This window comes from Salmonella sp. SAL4457 (genome assembly GCF_046548235.1).
GTDB classification, from domain to species: Bacteria; Pseudomonadota; Gammaproteobacteria; order Enterobacterales; family Enterobacteriaceae; genus Salmonella; species Salmonella enterica.
In genome coordinates this window covers 1-239 of sequence record NZ_JBGDZO010001267.1, presented here as the reverse complement: position 1 = coordinate 239, position 239 = coordinate 1, and the positions used below count along the sequence as shown (strand labels likewise).

Below are 239 nucleotides of genomic sequence, written 5' to 3'. Positions count from 1 at the left end.
GGTCAGCTTCCTGCGTACCGGCCGCAGCGAGCGCAGCGCGGTGTTCGGCGGCATGTCCGACGTGGTGGTGCACAGCATGCAGTACATGACCGACGCCGACCTCACCGCCATCGCCCGCTACCTCAAGGCGCTGCCGCCGGCGGACCCCGCCGACCAGCCGCACGTCTACGACGAGAGCGTGGCCCAGGCACTGTTCCACGGCGATGACAGCAAGACCGGCGCGGCGCTCTACGTCGACA

General features: G+C 69.9%; 1 pseudogene. It reads left to right on the top strand.

What is annotated here, in order from left to right:
• Positions 1-239 (top strand): annotated as a pseudogene (locus ACLJNW_RS28260) (cytochrome c); the annotation flags it as partial.